The organism is Rhodoblastus acidophilus (assembly GCF_009720655.1).
In the GTDB taxonomy this organism is placed as follows: Bacteria; Pseudomonadota; Alphaproteobacteria; order Rhizobiales; family Beijerinckiaceae; genus Rhodoblastus; species Rhodoblastus acidophilus_A.
In genome coordinates this window covers 50,690-65,068 of record NZ_WNKS01000003.1, presented here as the reverse complement: position 1 = coordinate 65,068, position 14,379 = coordinate 50,690, and the positions used below count along the sequence as shown (strand labels likewise).

Annotated in this window: 15 protein-coding genes; 8 read left to right on the top strand and 7 right to left on the bottom strand. The window is 65.5% G+C overall.

All coding sequences use genetic code 11. The annotated features are described in order from the left end of the window. The first annotated feature begins 39 nt into the window (after positions 1-39). The 4 genes from GJ654_RS04625 (at position 40) to GJ654_RS04610 (ending at position 3,000) form a co-directional block, all read left to right on the top strand. Positions 40-264 (top strand): hypothetical protein, encoded by a 225-nt coding sequence (locus tag GJ654_RS04625; RefSeq protein ID WP_155444944.1) that lies wholly within the window; start codon positions 40-42, stop codon positions 262-264. An 81-nt stretch (positions 265-345) separates the two neighbouring features. Then, entirely contained in the window at positions 346-1,023 is a 678-nt protein-coding gene (locus GJ654_RS04620) for a response regulator transcription factor (protein ID WP_155444943.1), read from the top strand. Then, positions 1,020-2,339: a sensor histidine kinase gene (locus GJ654_RS04615; protein ID WP_155444942.1), complete on the top strand. Its 1,320-nt coding sequence runs from the start codon at positions 1,020-1,022 to the stop codon at positions 2,337-2,339. The genes GJ654_RS04620 and GJ654_RS04615 overlap by 4 nt, the downstream gene beginning before the upstream one ends. A gap of 13 nt (positions 2,340-2,352) precedes the next feature. After that, positions 2,353-3,000 carry a class I SAM-dependent methyltransferase gene (locus GJ654_RS04610; RefSeq protein ID WP_155444941.1) on the top strand — a complete coding sequence of 216 codons (648 nt, stop codon included), beginning with the start codon at positions 2,353-2,355 and terminating at the stop codon, positions 2,998-3,000. 274 nt (positions 3,001-3,274) lie between these two features. Here GJ654_RS04610 and GJ654_RS04605 read toward each other — a convergent pair whose 3' ends face one another. Continuing rightward, complete coding sequence (locus GJ654_RS04605; protein WP_155444940.1) at positions 3,275-3,481, bottom strand: hypothetical protein; 207 nt, start codon at positions 3,479-3,481, stop codon at positions 3,275-3,277. 486 nt (positions 3,482-3,967) lie between these two features. On the opposite strand from GJ654_RS04605, the gene GJ654_RS04600 reads away from it, so the two are divergent. Then, the gene (locus GJ654_RS04600; RefSeq protein WP_155444939.1) at positions 3,968-4,378 is read left to right on the top strand and encodes a MarR family winged helix-turn-helix transcriptional regulator; all 411 of its coding nucleotides are present in this window, start codon (positions 3,968-3,970) and stop codon (positions 4,376-4,378) included. A 47-nt stretch (positions 4,379-4,425) separates the two neighbouring features. Here the strand turns inward: GJ654_RS04600 and GJ654_RS21665 are convergent, their stop codons facing one another. Together GJ654_RS21665 and GJ654_RS04590 are read right to left on the bottom strand one after the other, a co-directional pair. Continuing rightward, positions 4,426-4,722 (bottom strand): helix-turn-helix domain-containing protein, encoded by a 297-nt coding sequence (locus GJ654_RS21665; RefSeq protein ID WP_196305433.1) that lies wholly within the window; start codon positions 4,720-4,722, stop codon positions 4,426-4,428. A 507-nt stretch (positions 4,723-5,229) separates the two neighbouring features. Next, positions 5,230-5,670 carry a thiol-disulfide oxidoreductase DCC family protein gene (locus GJ654_RS04590; protein WP_155444937.1) on the bottom strand — a complete coding sequence of 147 codons (441 nt, stop codon included), beginning with the start codon at positions 5,668-5,670 and terminating at the stop codon, positions 5,230-5,232. A 159-nt stretch (positions 5,671-5,829) separates the two neighbouring features. On the opposite strand from GJ654_RS04590, the gene GJ654_RS04585 reads away from it, so the two are divergent. The 3 genes from GJ654_RS04585 (at position 5,830) to GJ654_RS04575 (ending at position 8,914) form a co-directional block, all read left to right on the top strand. Next, complete coding sequence (locus GJ654_RS04585) at positions 5,830-6,429, top strand: alpha/beta fold hydrolase (RefSeq protein ID WP_155444936.1); 600 nt, start codon at positions 5,830-5,832, stop codon at positions 6,427-6,429. A 112-nt stretch (positions 6,430-6,541) separates the two neighbouring features. Next, on the top strand, positions 6,542-7,102 hold the full coding sequence (locus GJ654_RS04580; protein ID WP_155444935.1) for a flavin reductase family protein: 561 nt from the start codon (positions 6,542-6,544) through the stop codon (positions 7,100-7,102). Between the two features lie 174 nt (positions 7,103-7,276). Further along, the gene (locus GJ654_RS04575) at positions 7,277-8,914 is read left to right on the top strand and encodes a putative bifunctional diguanylate cyclase/phosphodiesterase (RefSeq protein ID WP_155444934.1); all 1,638 of its coding nucleotides are present in this window, start codon (positions 7,277-7,279) and stop codon (positions 8,912-8,914) included. A 3-nt stretch (positions 8,915-8,917) separates the two neighbouring features. On the opposite strand, the gene GJ654_RS04570 is transcribed toward GJ654_RS04575, so the two are convergent. The 4 genes from GJ654_RS04570 to GJ654_RS04555 form a co-directional block, all read right to left on the bottom strand. Next, entirely contained in the window at positions 8,918-10,609 is a 1,692-nt protein-coding gene (locus GJ654_RS04570; RefSeq protein WP_155444933.1) for a helicase HerA domain-containing protein, read from the bottom strand. 147 nt (positions 10,610-10,756) lie between these two features. Beyond that, complete coding sequence (locus tag GJ654_RS04565; RefSeq protein ID WP_246664604.1) at positions 10,757-11,683, bottom strand: FAD:protein FMN transferase; 927 nt, start codon at positions 11,681-11,683, stop codon at positions 10,757-10,759. Then, complete coding sequence (locus GJ654_RS04560) at positions 11,673-13,826, bottom strand: PepSY domain-containing protein (protein WP_246664603.1); 2,154 nt, start codon at positions 13,824-13,826, stop codon at positions 11,673-11,675. Before GJ654_RS04560 ends, GJ654_RS04565 begins: the two co-directional genes overlap by 11 nt. Continuing rightward, positions 13,826-14,293 (bottom strand): DUF2271 domain-containing protein, encoded by a 468-nt coding sequence (locus GJ654_RS04555; RefSeq protein ID WP_155444931.1) that lies wholly within the window; start codon positions 14,291-14,293, stop codon positions 13,826-13,828. The genes GJ654_RS04560 and GJ654_RS04555 overlap by 1 nt, the downstream gene beginning before the upstream one ends. Positions 14,294-14,379: the final 86 nt, after the last annotated feature.

Genomic DNA, 14,379 nt, shown 5'->3' with positions numbered 1-14,379 from the left:
GGGGATGCGAGGGAAGGCTCTCGCGACGAGTTCGGAACCATGAAAAAGACCTTGTTCCTCATAGCTTTGGGCGCGATCCTCCTGACTCCGGGTGTTGGAGCCGCGACCGCCGCCGAGGGGCTGGATCGTTCATTTCGCGCCGAACAGGTGAACGGCTGCGAGAAGAAGCGCTGGATCTGCGTTCAAGACCTCGGCCCGTCGCCGCGCCGGACGTGGCGGCTGAACAGCTGCGACACCGACTACACCCGCTGCGTCGGCCGCTGACGCGCTTCCATCTGGCCCCACGTGCGCGATGGTGAGATATTGCCGACACGAGGACACGAGGATGGCGGGCCGCCCGCGCACATGAGACTGCTGCTGATCGAGGACAATCCGCGCCTGCGCGAACTGCTGACGGAAAGCGTCCACCGCGCCGGCTGGCGGATCGACGCGTTCGGAACGGCGCAGGACGGCCGCGAGGCCATCGCCACCACGCCGTTCGAGCTTCTCCTGATCGACCTCGGCCTGCCCGACGGCGACGGTCTCGACCTGATCCGCGAAGCCCGCCGCAACGGCGTCCAAACCCCGATTCTCGCCCTGACCGCGCGCGCCGCCATCGACGAGCGCATCGCCGGGCTCGACGCCGGCGCCGACGACTATCTGGTCAAGCCCTTCAACCACGGCGAATTCCTCGCCCGCTGCCGCGCCCTGCTGCGCCGCGCCCCCGACACCGCGCCAGTCGTCCTGTCCGCCGGGCATTTGCGTTTCGATCCGGCCAGGGGCGTTCTGAGCTGCAACGACGACGAGATCGCCCTGACGCGCCGCGAACGCGCCATCGTCGAGGTGCTGATGCGCGACGTCGGCCGCGTCACGCCGAAAGGCCGGCTCGAACACGCGCTGTCGGAGTTCGGCGACGAACTGTCGACCAATGCGCTCGACCTCGCTATGTCGCGGCTGCGCAAAAAGCTCGACGGTTTTGCGGCTGGCGCGTCGATCGAGACCATAAGGGGGATCGGCTACCTGTTGCGCGAGATCGGCGAATGAAGCGGTCGCCGTCGCTCGTCGCCCTGGTGGTGAGGCGCATCGCCTTTTTCGCCGGGCTGGCGATGCTGGCGCAAATGGCGGGGGTTTTTTCCGAATATTCGTCCGACGCCCACAATCTCGGGCGTCTCGCCATCGAAATGGAGACACGAGCGCTGGCGAAGGGGGTGGTCGCCACGGACGGACCGCTCGCTTACAGCCTGCCGGCGGAGCGGCGCGCGCGCTACCAGGATGCGAAAAACGGCTATCTTGTCCGCGTGCGCGCGGTGAAATCCGGCGCGCTGCTGTTTGCGAATTGCAATTGCGAAAACCATTTCCTGCCGCTCGACGTCAAGCCGGTGACCTTCTGGATGCAGGAGATCAAGCCGGGACGGCCGTTGTATGTCGCGGGCGGGCGCATCGTCACCACCGGCGCCGAGCCGGTGATCGTGGAGATCGCCATTCTCGGCGACCCCGACGGCGTCATCGAAGAGGTGCTCGCCCACGAGGTCTTCGACCACATGGCCCTGCCCATGAGCCTGATGCTGATCTTCGTGCTGGGGGCGACGATATTCTCCATCGCGCAGGCGCTTCGGCCGGTGGCGCGCGCCTCCGACCAGGTGGCGACGCTCGATCCGCTCAAATCGCCGGAGCGGCTGCCGACCACCGCCATGCCCAGGGAAATCGCCCGCTTCACCCAGGCGGTCAACGCCTCGTTCGACCGCGTGGTCGAACTGATGCGCTCGCAAAAGCTGCTGACCTCCGCCATTTCGCACGAGGTCCGCACGCCGCTGGCCGTCGCCCAGCTCGAACTGGAAAAAATCCCCGATCCGCGCGCGCGAAAAGTCGAGCAGGATCTCGGCGCCCTCAACCATCTCGTCGAGCAATTCACCGATCTGGCGCGCCTGGAAGGCGCCGCGCTCTCGGCCAAGGAAACCATCCATCCCGCGCGCCTCGCGGAACAGGTGGTGGGCGATCTCGCCGGCCTGGTTTACGCCAGCGGCAAGAGCATCGAGTTCGTCGACGCCGGCGCCGCAGTTTTCGAGGGACACAAGGCTCTGGTCGAGAACGCCCTGCGCAATCTCATCGAGAACGCCGCCCGCCATGCCCCTGACGGCGCGACCATCCGCGTCGAGGCGGGGCCGGGCGCGACTTTTTCAGTGCTCGACGACGGGCGCGCGCCTCCCCCGCTCGCCGACGCCTCCCGGCCGGGGCTGGGGCTGAAGATCGTCAAGCGCATCGCCGAGATTCACGGCGGCCGCTTCGCCTGGAGCCACGTCCCGGACACGGGCGTCGCCGCCCATCTCGATTTTTCGAGGGCGCGGCGGAACAAGATCTGAGAAAGAGTAAGTCATGGCCAGCTCCGCACGTTTCTGGGACCGGATCGCCGAGCGCTATGCCGCGAGGCCCATCAAGGATGTCGCGGCCTATGACGCGATGCTCGCCGACGCCGCCGCGCGGCTGAAGCCGAGCGATCATGTCCTGGAGATCGGTTGCGGCACGGGCTCAACGGCCATCCGCCTCGCCCCATACGCGGATTCGTGGATCGCGACCGACTTTTCGCCGGAGATGCTGCGCATCGCCAGGGCAAAGCCGGCGCCGGACAACCTTCGGTTCGTTCTCGCGGACGCGCAAAACGCCTTCGACGGCGGCCCGTTCGACGCGATCTGCGCCTTTCAGCTGCTGCATCTGGTGGACGACATTTCGGGACTGCTCGCCGGGATCCACGCCAACCTCAAACCCGGCGGCCTGCTGCTGTCGAAAACCTGGTGTTTCGCGGAGATGAGCTTGTCGCTGCGCGCCCTGTTCCGCGTCTTGCGGCTGCTGAAGATGTTTCCAAACGCGAGGGCGCTGACCAGGACCGAATTGCGCCAAGCCATATGCGCCGCCGGTTTCGAAATCACGGAGGAGCTTGTGTTCGGGCGCAACCCGCACGGCCCCTATATCGTGGCCCGGAAACGCCCGCTCGAGAAGGTGCTCGCCGCGCGCCAACTCCGGTAGGCGAACGAAGGAACCTCTACCAGCGTTCCGATCAAGCGACGCAGCGCCTGATGTTCAGGCCCGTTCGCCCCCTCGCGGAGAAACGCCCCGAGTTCGATCTGCGACACCCGGCCGCCCGAGGGCGCATTGGGTTCATGAATGACGAAGACCCGTCCATCGGACTCGCGCGCCAAAAACCATGCGTCCCCGTTCGAGCTCCGGTACAATTCCCGCTTGTCCACCATTGTTTCCTCCCCTGATCCGCGCAGTCTAGCACGGCAGAGGTTTGGCGCCTTCAGGCGCCGTCGGCGGCCGCCATGATTTGGTCCGGGCGGTCGTCGAGCCAGGCGGCGACCTCCGACATGCTCATGATGCGCGGCGGCGTCGGCCCGTGGACGCGTTCGGACAGTTGCAGCACATAGGACCGGCCTTGCAGGTAAAGCCGGTCGCCCGCGTCCTTCGAATCCGTCCGATCATGGACTCGCATGGCGACCAGACGCATGGCGACGCCTCCAGAAGAGATTGTTGTGTCGTGATACGACATTTCTGAGAAAAATGCAACTGTGACAATCGGATAACTGACGCTGTGGCCGCAGGCGCCGGGCGCCTTTCAGCCCTCGGCGGAACGGGCGGCCTGCCGCCTGAACGCCAGAAGCATCGGTCCGGCCCGACCGTCTCCGGAGCGTTTTCGAGCCAAGTGGAGGCCGGTTCGCGTGAAGACAAGGCGTCAAGACGAGAAACAAGAGCGCGCGCGCTCCGGCTGACAAAATGCTCCGGCGGGCCGGCGCAGCGCGCGGCCTCGACGACCAAGCCCTTGCGAAAATCGCGGGTTCCCTCGCCTTCCGCAGAATGGCCCATGGCGCCGATCCGGTCGGCGACGACCGATTTCTGGCGCAGAGTCCAATCTTGTGTCAGACTCATGATGCGCGTTCCCGCCGGACGAGCCCGAAAGAATCGTATCGCGATCGAATTCATTTGCGGATCGACAATGACGGAGCACAAAGGCCTCGAAGACAGCGACTATGCCGCGCTTGCGGATTTCCGCGCGGCGCTGCGGGCTTTTCTGGCCTTCAGCGAGGCGCGGGCGACCGAGGTCGGATTGTCGCCGCAACAGCACCAGGCCCTGCTGGCCATCCGAGGCGCGCCGGGGGCGCGGGCGAGCATCGGTTATGTGGCGGAGCGGCTGATTCTCAAACCGCACAGCGCCTCTGAACTGGTCAGCCGTCTGGAGGCGCTCGATCTGATCGTCCGCCGCGCCTCCGAAACGGATCGTCGCAAGACCATGCTGGCCCTCACCGACCGCGCCGGCGCGCTGCTGCAAGACCTCTCGGCGATCCACCGCGAGGAAATCCGCCGGCTGAAGCCGCTGCTGCTCGAGCTCCTCGACCGCTTCGGCTGAGCCGCCAAAGCCAAGGTCCAGAAAAACGGCCGCCGAAAACGTCCGCGTCATAGACGCCGGCGAAACCGACACGAAGGGACTCGGGCGATCTCGACAGGGCGGCGCCTGCCGGTCTCACCATTGGGAGACCACTCGAAAAAGTAGGCTGGAGCGATTTCAAGGACGGAGCAAAACTTGATCATGATGTCGGGCGGAATGCGCTCCTGGCCGTCCTCGAAACGAAGGAGGCGCGCGGAACTGACGCCCGTCCGGCACGACAGAGCGCTGAGGGGCAATCCTTTTTGCATGCGTCGCTGTCTCAGGCGCGCGCCGACGAAAGCGTCGACCGGGTTCGCATCATGCATCCTCGGCATTCCCTTGGCCGAGCATCCATGGAACCAGCAACCATGGACGTCAGCTTAGTTTACTTTAAGGCGCCGCAACGTATGGACAAGCTAGCAGTTTTACCCTCCGCAATATCCGCAATTTCGGAGCCCCCCGCCTTGTCCTTTGGTCGTCTTGCGGGGTTTTACGCAAAATCATCCTGCAAAAAACGGCGTTCAATTCCAACGGAATTCCATGACAAGCTGAAATTGCGGAAAAGTCGTGGCTTTTGGGGGGAAACATGGCGAATGACATGGAAGACGCGACAGAATTGATCGAAATCAACTTGATGTTTGCTCAATTGGACCTATCGCTGGGAAAACACGAGGACGGCGCGACGGCGCGCGCGCTCCACCACATCCGGGAAGCTCTGAGACACCTCCGTGCGGAGATCGCCCACACGCCAGGGCGCTGCGACCCTCCGAAACCGAACGCGGGCGCGCCGCCGACGACGCGCGGGGGCCCCTCCGGTTGAAACCCTCGCCCGTTCAAATCAGGGCGTCGGGCGGCGTGACGCGGGCGCGCCATTCGGGTGGCGGCGCCATGCAGTAGGCGCGCTTGCCCGTCAAGAGATGGCGGTTGCGGGCGACAAGATCGTAACCCCAGTCGCGCAAGCTTCGCGGAAACACGGTCATGAGCGCGGCGAAAGACCAGGGACGACGCAGGCGCGCGCAGACCGCGGCGACGCCGTCGGATTTTTCGAGAGCCTTGCCGTCCTCGATGAACAGAAAGGAATCGGTGTCATCGGGATCGACCCCGTAGCGCGCGGCGAGCGCCCTGCCCTCGTCCGACTGGAACGCCACGAAACGGATCAGCGGCGCCTTCTCGCGGCTCAGGACGAACAGGACCCAGCGCGAGCAGAAGACGCAGAGCCCGTCGTAAAGCCACACCGGCGCGGCCGCGTCTGGCGCGATGGCGTCTTCGTTCATGGCGGCGCTCCTCATCGGGTGTTCGACCTGTCGGTGCGGGTGTAGCATCTCGATGCGGCGCCGTCGCGCCGCCGATGCGCGAACAGCGAACCGAAGCCCCCTGTCCGGCATTGACAAGCGGCGGCGACGCTCGGAGGCGACCCGTGAGGAGGCGCGGCGATGGATGGCACACTGCTCCTGCTTGCGCCGGGCTCGGGCGCGCCCAGTTCGCACCCGCGCATGCAGGCGTTTCGAAACATGCTGGAGCCGCACGCAACGGTCGTCGCCTTCGACTACGCTTACGCCCTTGACGGCCGAAAAAGCCCCGACAGGCTGCCGAAACTGATCGAGACCCATCGCGCCGCGCTGACCCGCCTGCGCCAGCAAAGGGCCAAGGTCGTGCTGGTCGGCAAGAGCATGGGCGGGCGCGTCGGCTGCCACGTCGCTCTGGTCGAACAGGTCGACGCGCTCGTCTGCCTCGGCTATCCTCTCTGCGGCGCCGGGGACGCGGCAAAGCTGCGCGACGACGTTTTGCTGGCGCTGACGACGCCGATCCTGTTCGTCCAGGGAGCCAGGGACCGGCTCTGTCCGCTTGATCTGCTCGAAGGCGTGCGCAAGCGCATGTCGGCGCCGAATGCGCTTCATGTGGTGGAAGGCGGCGACCACGCGCTGATCGTCGGGAAGACCGAACTGAAAGCCCGAGGCCTCACCCAGGAGGAGGTCGACGCCGGCACAAGCGCGGCTGTCGGCGCGTTCCTTGGCAGCGCTCTCGGATCCTAAGCAACCATTCGTTGGTCGCCCAACGAAGATTTGCTTGGGTTCCTTTGTTTTCGCAGGGTTTTCATCCGAGAACCGGCAGCCGCTTTTCGGAAATCCTGCTGAGGGGACCGCGATGACAGCCAAGCGAGACTTTCCGGTGCACAAGGTCAGGCGCTATCTGGAGCCGGGGCCGATCGTCCTCGTCACCTCGCGCTGGCGCGACAAGACCAACATCATGACCCTGGGCTGGCAAACGGTGATGGAATTCGCGCCCTCGTTGGTCGGCTGCGTGATTTCGGTCGGCAACCACAGTTTTCACATGATCCGCAAGAGCGGCGAATGCGTCATCAACCTGCCCACGTCAAAGCTCATCGACACCGTGGTCGGCATCGGCAATTGCTCGGGCGCCGAGGTGGACAAATTCGAGCTTTTCGGCCTGACGCCGGAGGATGCGTCGCAGGTCGGGGCGCCCTTGATCAAGGAATGTCATGCGAGCTTCGAGTGCCGCCTGCACGACGACGCGCTCGTCGACAAATACAATTTCTTCATCTTCGAGGTGGTCAAGGCGCATGTGGCCAGCGCGCCGGAACATCCGGAGACGCTGCATTACACAGGCGACGGCGTGTTCGTTCTCGCCGGCGACGTCGTGGACAAACGGGAGCTGTTCCGGCCGGAAATGCTCATGCTCGACTGAAGGACAGGTTCGGGAGCCCGGCTTTTCCAGCCTCGTCGCCACGCGGTCCGCGCGGCCGCGCATGCGGACAATTAACGATCTGTTTACTGTCGCGCGCCAAGCTGGCGTGACGTAAACGCCGAAAGTCCGGTTCGAAACGTTTCGATCGCCGCCGCGTTTGCCCGGACTCGAAGAATGACCGCGGTGACAAAACCTGAAATTCTTGATGCGTCTTTGCTCGCCGAGATCGTCGACCATCTGCCGGCCGGCGTCGTCGCCAAAAACGAGGATGGATCGCTGCTGTACGCCAATGCGGCGGCATGGAGATCCGGCCTGGACGCGCACATCGACGATCGCGTCGCGTCTCCCTTCGGCGGCGACGAAGTCGAAGCCGGCGGCCGCACATTCCTGACCCTGCAAGACGCCATTGTCTGCCGCGAACAACGGCTCAACCTCTCGGTCTCCATCGACATCACCGAGCGCAAGCGCATCGAAAGCCAGCTCCTCCATCGCGGCCATTACGATGACCTCACGGGCTTGCCGAACCGGGCCCTGTTCGAGCAGCGGGTCGAGCAGGCGCTGGCGCATTCGGACGCGGGCTTCGCCTTCGTGGTCATCGACATCGACGGCTTCAAGCAGATCAACGACCACTACGGCCGCGCGGCGGGCGATTGCTTCCTGGTCAAGGCGAGCGAGCGGATGCGGCGTTTTCTGAGCGACGGCGACGTCCTCGCGCGCGCCGGGGGCGACGAGTTCCTGCTGATGCTGCACGACGAGGATTTTGGGCGGATCGACCTCCTGGCCGAGACCCTGAAAGACCCCTTCATCATCGACGGCTTCGAAATCTTTTCGTCGGCGTCGATCGGCGTCGCGCGCTTTCCCGAGCATGGCCTGGACTATGAGACGCTGCGGCGCAACGCCGACCGCGCCATGGATCAGGTCAAACGCGCCGCCGCCGGCGGCGCGGCCCTGTTCCGGCAGGAATGGCGCGAGACGGAAACCGAGCGGCTCCACGCCGAGCAGCGCCTGCGCCTGGCGATCAAGGATCGCCTGTTTCGCTGCGCCTTCCAGCCGAAGGTCGACATCGCCACCGAGGAGGTTTGCGGCGTCGAGGCGCTGGTGCGCCTGATCGGCGAGGACGGCGAGGCGCACGCGCCCGGATCGTTCATCCCGCTGGCCACCGAACTGGGCCTGATGGACGTTGTCACCCATCTGATCGTGCAGCAGGCGACGGACTCCATCGACGCGATCACCGAAGCTTTCGGGCCCCAAGCGACGATCAGCGTCAACATCCCCGCCCGGCAGGCCGCCGACCTCGACTTCATGCGGTCCGTCGCCGATCTGCTCAAGCAGAGCGGCTGCCCCGAGCGTTTCATCGTCGAGGTGACGGAAGACGCCTTCCTGGCGAAAAACCGCTTCCAGACGCAGATCGTGCCGATGCTGCGCCAGATCGGCGTGCGCGTGTCGATCGACGATTTCGGCACCGGCTATTCCTCGCTGTCCGCGCTCGCCGACATCACCGCCGACGAACTGAAGGTCGACCGTTCCTTCATCACGAAAATTCACGAACGGCCGCGCAGCCAGATCGTGCTGCGCGCCATCGAGTCGCTCGGCGCCGCGCTGGGGATGACGGTGATCGCCGAAGGCGTCGAAAGCTTTGAAGAGCTGCTCTATCTCAAGAGTTCGACGCGCATTCGCCATGTCCAGGGCTATTATTACGCGCGACCGCTGTTGTTCGACGACCCCTCGCCGAAGCGCCGCGCCAGCGAGGGCCGGAGCGCCCCCGCCGGTCGCGCCCAGCACAGGGGCGTGGCCAACCGGCGCTCACGCTGACGCTCAGCCTTGCGCGGTGCCTGACATTGGCGCGGAAAGGATATCGCTCTGAGCCGCGCCCGACCTGGCGCTTACGCCTCTCCAGCGGTCGACCACCGCGGCCAGCGCGCCATGGCCGAGGTCCGCGCGCAGATCGTCGCCCGCCTCACCGCTCACGGCCTCGTTCCTGGGCAACATCTGCGCGGGCAATTCCTTGAACCTCAGCCGCGTCGGCAGGGCGACGCCCTCGCCGAAGGCGAACACCTCGCCGGTGCCGAGCGAGGGCAGGAAGTTGAGGAAATCGACGGCGGTGTCGGCGACCGCCGAGCGCAACAAAGCGTGGTCGCGATCATTGGTCATGCGCATCGCGAACAGGGTGTTGCATTGCGACAGGATGGTCGGGTCGAGCTCCGCCGGCCGCTGCGAGATCAGGCCGAGATGCACGCCATATTTCCGGCCTTCCTTGGCGATGCGGGAGATCGCCCGGCGCGTCGGACCGAAGCCGACAGAATCGTCGCAGGACATATAGCGATGCGCTTCCTCGCAGACGAGCAGCAGCGGACTGGCGCCGTCGCTCCACAGTCCCAGGTCGAACGCCATGCGCGCGACGACGGAGACGACGGCGTCCACGACTTCCGAGGGGAAGCCGGCGAGCTGGAAGATCGTCATGGGCACGCCATTGTGCGGCTGGCGGAAAATCGTCCCGAGAATTTCCGCCATGGTGTCGCCGCCGACATTGGCGCGTTCGAAAATGAAGGCGTAGCGCGGATCGCTGCTGACCGTCTCGATGCGGGTGATGAGTTTTTGATAGAGCATCCGCGACGAGCGGTTTTCCAGCTTGCCCATGCGGGCGTCGAGCAGGGCGATCAGGTCGGCGATCCGGTAGGGCAGCGGAATATCGACGGTGTAGCGGACGTCCGCCGCGTCGGGCCGCTTGATCGCCAGCCGGCCCGGCGAGGCCGTGAGTTTTGTGTAGGCGGCCTTCGCCTGCGGGATGATTTCTGCGAGAAGGTCGACTTCCTCCTCAAGGCCGGGCCGCGCGCCAAAAAAGATGTCGACGATTTCCTCGAAATTGAACAGCCAGAACGGCAGCTTCATGTTGCGCGGGCTCAACGCCTGCGCCTTGTCGCCGAAACAATGGCGATATTCGTTGTGGACATCGAGGACGAGGATGCGCAGATCCGGCCGCGCCGCCAGAGCCTGGTTCAGGATGAGGGCGACGCCGCTCGATTTTCCCACGCCCGTGGTCCCGAGCACGGCGAAATGCTTGCTCAGCATTTCGTTGACGTCGACGAAGGCCGGAATCGAGCTGTCCTGTTGCAAGTGGCCAATTTCGATGACCGTGGGCCGCGCGATGTTGAAGATCAGCCGCAGTTCGTCGGCGCCGATGCCGACAACCCGGTCGCCAATCGCGGGATAATCGGTGACGCCGCGAAAAAAGCGCGGCGAAACCGCCAAATTCTGGATTTCGCCAATCACGTCGAGCACGGCGACGGTGATAAAATTCTCGTCACGCGAAACGGGCTCGGTGCGCAGCGAAACATCCGTGACCACGCCGATGATCAGCGACGTTCCCGCCTGAATGCCGAGGAATTTGCCGACGGTGACGCGCGTCGCGCGATCCCCCTGCGCCGCCGCCAAAAGGCCGATGGACGCGCGCGAGCCACGTACGGCGATCACCGAACCCAGGGCGGTTCCTGCTGCGTCCACCATCATGGTTCACCACTCCGAAACGCCCGGTTCATTCGGCGTCAAGGCCGGCACTATCGAATGAAAAAGTTAGGTTTCGATTTATTCCCTTCAAACGATGACTCGCGGTTGCGCCTTGAAACGCCTGCAATTTCAAGGTTGCACCGGGCAAGGTCAGGCGCCGGCCCGCGCGTCGTCCCGCGACATCACGAGGTCGCCGGCGTTGGCGACAAGGATCGCTTCAAGCCCCAGACGCCGCGCAAGCCTCACCCCCTGCTCGGCGCCGAGCACCATGAGGGCCGTCGCCCAGGCGTCGGCGACCATGGCGCTGGGCGCGAGCACGCTGACGCAGGCGAGGTCGTTAACCAAAGGCGCGCCACGCCGGGGATCGATGGTGTGGGACAGGGTGTGTCCCTCCACCTCGACGACATGCCGGTAATTTCCTGACGTCGCGACGGCGCAGTCTTGTAATGCGATCACGCCCATCAGTTCGCGCGCGTCGCGTCCCGGCCGTTCGTGGCCGACCGCCCAGGGCCGTCCGTCCGCTTTGTGGCCGCAAGCCCGCATCTCGCCGTCGATGCCGACCAGCCAGGAGGAGAGGCCGAATGCGCGCATCACCCGCGCGAGTTCGTCGACGCCAAACCCCTTGGCGATGCCCGAGAGATCGAGGCGCTGCCGCGAAAATTTTCGCGCTCTCAAACCCCTCATGTCGATCTGGAGAGTGGGCGCCGTGTAACCGACAGGCATTGTCGAATCGGGCGTGCGCGAGCCCGCGCCCAATCCCCAGGCGTTGACAAGATCGCCGACGCCAATGTCGAAGGCGCCGCCGGACAGCGCGCCGATCTCCATCGCGGCCTCCAGCACTGTCAGAAGATTTTGGGGGAGCGCGCGCCAGACCCCAGGCGGCGCGCGGTTGAACCGTTCGATATCGGACTCCGGCCGCCACGCCGACATTTGCAGTTCGACGGCTTCGAGGGCTTCTTGCAGCGCCAGCGCCAGCGCGCCGTCGTCGAAATTTTCCGGCGCATGGAAAACCGCCGACCAGCGCGCTCCCATGGCCGGGCCATTCAGCGCCCGGCGGCGCAACGTCTCAAAAGACATCTTCGAGATACCTTCCGTGCGTTCTCAAAGTGGCGAGATCGAGCCCGAGCGGCCGCACAATCCTGTCCAGCGTCTCGCGCACCGCATGGGCCATGTCGCGACCGCCACAGACCAGAATCTGCGCCTCCTCGGCGATGAGCGCGCGAAGACTGTGCGCGTCGGCGGCGACGCGGTCCTGCACATAGGCGGGCGCGCCGTCGTGCCGGGAGAAGGCGGTGCGCAGGGTGGTGAGCCGCCTGTCGGCGAGGCTTTGCGCCAGTTCGTGCTCATACAAAAAATCCGAGGCGGGCGAACGGCCGCCCCAGTAGAGGTGCACGGGGCGGCCGGCGTGGTTCGCCCGGACAAACCCGGCGAGCGGCGCGATCCCGGCGCCGGCGCCGATCAGAATCAGCGGCCCAAAACCGTTCGCCGGCCGGAAGGACGGATTGTGCCGAACGAAAGCCGCGATGCGCTCGCCGGGTGTGAGGCCATGCAAAAAAGTCGAGCACAGGCCGCCGGCTTGCAGGCGCACACAGATTTCCGCCATGCCGTCGCGGGTCGACGAGGCCAGCGAATAGAACCGGGGCATGTCGCTGCCGGGCGGCTGCACCGCCAGCAGATCGCCCGCCGCGAATTCGGGAAGGATCGGGGCGGCGAAGCGCAGGATCGCCACGGGCGCGCCAACCGCCTCGCCATAAATCTCGCGGCCGATCAGCTCCAAATCCTGCGTCTCGGGACGCTCGGCGATGTGCTCGACGACAAGCGCGCATCCAAGCGCATCGCCAAGGCCGCGCGCCCATTGCGCGAATTCCTGCGGCGAGCGCCGGTCAATCCGCTTCATCGGCAAGAGCAGCGGCCAGACCCGCGAGGAAAACGCCTCGGCGACGCGCTGCGCATAGCCGCAGAACTGCGGGAAATTGCGATCGCCAAACCCAAGCACCGCGACGGGAATGCGGGCGTCAAGCCCCGCGAGCCGCTCCAGAAATTTCTTCGCGGAGGTCGGCGCGGCGCCATCGCCATAGGTCGAGGTCAGGATAAGCCAGCGCTTTGCCCGCAAATGGCGCGGCCCCACTTCGTTCATCGCGGCGACATGAACGCCAAAATTCTTGGCGGCCAGCGCGCGCGAAAGGGATTTTGCGAAACCCCAGGTCGAGTTGTTTTCGCTGCCGACGAAAATGATCGTGTCGGCGATTTCCGCGGCAGCATTCTCCGGCATGGTGGCGCCATGGGCGCGCCGGCGCCGCCACAGCAGCAAGCCGGTGGCGCCGAGAACGGGCGCGCCCGCCGAACAGACGCCGAGCAGCAGCGCAAAGGCCCAAAGCCCGTGCGCCCCGTGCAGCGCCAGCGCCCATTGCTCCATCCGAACTTCGGGCGCCGTCACGACGAAGGACAGCACCGCCCCGGTGGCGGGATCGACCGTCGCCTCGCCGGCGTCCGAGCGCATCAGGAACACGCCCGAAGCTCCCGGGAATTTCAACAGTTTCAAATCGGCGACGTCAACCGCCGTCAACCCGCTCAGCGTGCGGATCGGCGCCGCAGGGCCGCCGCTGGCGGAAACATCGGGCGCCTCGCGGTTCGACGACGGAACGAGGTCAAATGTCATCGCGGCGAGAACCACACCCGTCAATGACGACACCAAAAACCCCGCGAGCGCCAAACGGCCAATTTCGCCATGCAGCCGACGCGTCCGGTCGCCGCGAATGGGCCGGAACATTTTTCGAACACCCCCGAGGCTGCGCGCGAGCAGCGCGAAGCCGGTGAGGGACAGAGCCAACAGCCCCAGCGCCGTGAGCGCGACCGCCACCCGGCCGCCGTCGCCCAACAAGAACGAGCGGTGCAAGTCCGTGACGAACCGGAAGAAGGGCGACGCTGTGTAGGCCCCGAGCCCCTCGCCGCTGCGCGGATCGATCAGTTCGGTCTCCCGACCGGCGCCGTCATTAAAACTCGCGGTCGCCGCGCCGTCGCGGCCGATGCGAATGGCATCGACGCGGACATGGCGCGCGGCGACGGCGTCGGCGAGCTGGGCGACGCTCACCCCCGGCGTCAGCGCGGGATCAGCGACGCGATTGAGCGCCGGCTGAAGCGACAGGAGCGCGCCGGTCGAGGCGACGACCAGGAGCAGCAGCGCGACGGCCAGCGCTGCGATGGCATGGAAACGGCGCATCAGAACGTCACCTTGAACGCTTTGACATAGCCCTCGCCGTTCAACACCTTGCCGGATGAGGCGGCATCTAGCAGCGCGACCACTTCAGACGGATTGTCCATGCCGTCCTCGACGGAGGTGTCGACATGAATCTTATACCCCGCGTCGATCAACGCATCGGCGATATCGACGCTGATTTTCAGCGTCTTGCCGGAGCCGACGCTCGCGCCGGTGATCCCGTCGATTTCGGCCGTCCGGGCGCCCGAAGCGCGCGCCCAATCGGAGAGATGGCGGTAATATTTGGACTTCTCGCCGGCCATCCACAGCGTGCCCTTGTATTTTCCTGCGGCGTCGGTGAGGTAGAGCGCGACATAGGCGCCATTGCCGCCGTAGGGTTTGAGCGTGGTTTCCAGCGTGACGTTCCGCGCCTGCGCGAGCGTCGGAACGAGCGCCGCCGTGGCGGCGAGTGCGGGGAGCGCGCGTTTCATCTCAAAACTCCTCACTGCACGTCGACCTTGGGCCGGGATTTGAAGACGCCGTTGTCGGGAACAGGCGCATTGGGGGCGTTGGGGTC

Coding starts and splice junctions, on each gene's coding strand:
- GJ654_RS21665 (WP_196305433.1), bottom strand. CDS start 4,722: ATGCATGATGCGAACCCGGTCGACGCTTTCGTCGGCGCGCGCCTGAGA.
- GJ654_RS04610 (WP_155444941.1), top strand. CDS start 2,353: ATGGCCAGCTCCGCACGTTTCTGGGACCGGATCGCCGAGCGCTATGCC.
- GJ654_RS04590 (WP_155444937.1), bottom strand. CDS start 5,670: ATGAACGAAGACGCCATCGCGCCAGACGCGGCCGCGCCGGTGTGGCTT.
- GJ654_RS04605 (WP_155444940.1), bottom strand. CDS start 3,481: ATGCGTCTGGTCGCCATGCGAGTCCATGATCGGACGGATTCGAAGGAC.
- GJ654_RS04585 (WP_155444936.1), top strand. CDS start 5,830: ATGGATGGCACACTGCTCCTGCTTGCGCCGGGCTCGGGCGCGCCCAGT.
- GJ654_RS04600 (WP_155444939.1), top strand. CDS start 3,968: ATGACGGAGCACAAAGGCCTCGAAGACAGCGACTATGCCGCGCTTGCG.
- GJ654_RS04555 (WP_155444931.1), bottom strand. CDS start 14,293: ATGAAACGCGCGCTCCCCGCACTCGCCGCCACGGCGGCGCTCGTTCCG.
- GJ654_RS04565 (WP_246664604.1), bottom strand. CDS start 11,683: ATGTCTTTTGAGACGTTGCGCCGCCGGGCGCTGAATGGCCCGGCCATG.
- GJ654_RS04575 (WP_155444934.1), top strand. CDS start 7,277: ATGACCGCGGTGACAAAACCTGAAATTCTTGATGCGTCTTTGCTCGCC.
- GJ654_RS04615 (WP_155444942.1), top strand. CDS start 1,020: ATGAAGCGGTCGCCGTCGCTCGTCGCCCTGGTGGTGAGGCGCATCGCC.
- GJ654_RS04625 (WP_155444944.1), top strand. CDS start 40: ATGAAAAAGACCTTGTTCCTCATAGCTTTGGGCGCGATCCTCCTGACT.
- GJ654_RS04560 (WP_246664603.1), bottom strand. CDS start 13,826: ATGCGCCGTTTCCATGCCATCGCAGCGCTGGCCGTCGCGCTGCTGCTC.
- GJ654_RS04580 (WP_155444935.1), top strand. CDS start 6,542: ATGACAGCCAAGCGAGACTTTCCGGTGCACAAGGTCAGGCGCTATCTG.
- GJ654_RS04620 (WP_155444943.1), top strand. CDS start 346: ATGAGACTGCTGCTGATCGAGGACAATCCGCGCCTGCGCGAACTGCTG.
- GJ654_RS04570 (WP_155444933.1), bottom strand. CDS start 10,609: ATGATGGTGGACGCAGCAGGAACCGCCCTGGGTTCGGTGATCGCCGTA.